This window comes from Arenibacter sp. F26102 (genome assembly GCF_023015865.1).
GTDB lineage: Bacteria > Bacteroidota > Bacteroidia > Flavobacteriales > Flavobacteriaceae > Arenibacter.
This window is the reverse complement of sequence record NZ_JALKBC010000057.1, coordinates 1-482: the sequence shown is the minus strand read 5'-3', so window position 1 is coordinate 482 and position 482 is coordinate 1. Positions and strand designations below refer to the sequence as shown.

Below are 482 nucleotides of genomic sequence, written 5' to 3'. Positions count from 1 at the left end.
GCGCGAAACCCGCCACAAGATGAGATTTCTTTAAAGGGCCGTGGGAGATGACCACGTCGATAGGCCATAGGTGGAAGGGCAGCAATGTCCGTAGCCGAGTGGTACTAATTGCCCGTTGGCTTGCGCAAACGCCGTCCCGCGGGAAACCGCGGGACGCAACAAACCTTTTTTCAAACAACAGTACGTGTACCTTGCCTTATTTTAGTGCGACCGAAACGGCCGCCCTGTCCCATTATTATGTCATGCTTCGGCTACGCTCAGCATCCGCTGAAGGGTACCGGACATTAAAGTATAGAAGTTTTTAGGTGGCCCGCCCTGCAATGCAGTTCGGGTAGACCATGACCCCAGGGCCATGGAAAAACATCAACGATTTTAGGTGGCCATGGCGACGGGGCCCACCCCTTACCATTCCGAACAGGGAAGTTAAGCCCGTCTGCGCCGATGGTACTGCTACACCAAGTGGGAGAGTAGGCCGCCGCCTT

2 rRNA genes are annotated in these 482 nt (G+C 55.2%); both read left to right on the top strand.

Going from position 1 to position 482, the window contains the following annotated elements:
- Positions 1–128, top strand: a 23S ribosomal RNA gene (locus tag MWU78_RS22235); the annotation flags it as partial.
- A 244-nt stretch (positions 129–372) separates the two neighbouring features.
- A 5S ribosomal RNA gene (gene rrf, locus MWU78_RS22230) occupies positions 373–482 on the top strand; the annotation flags it as partial.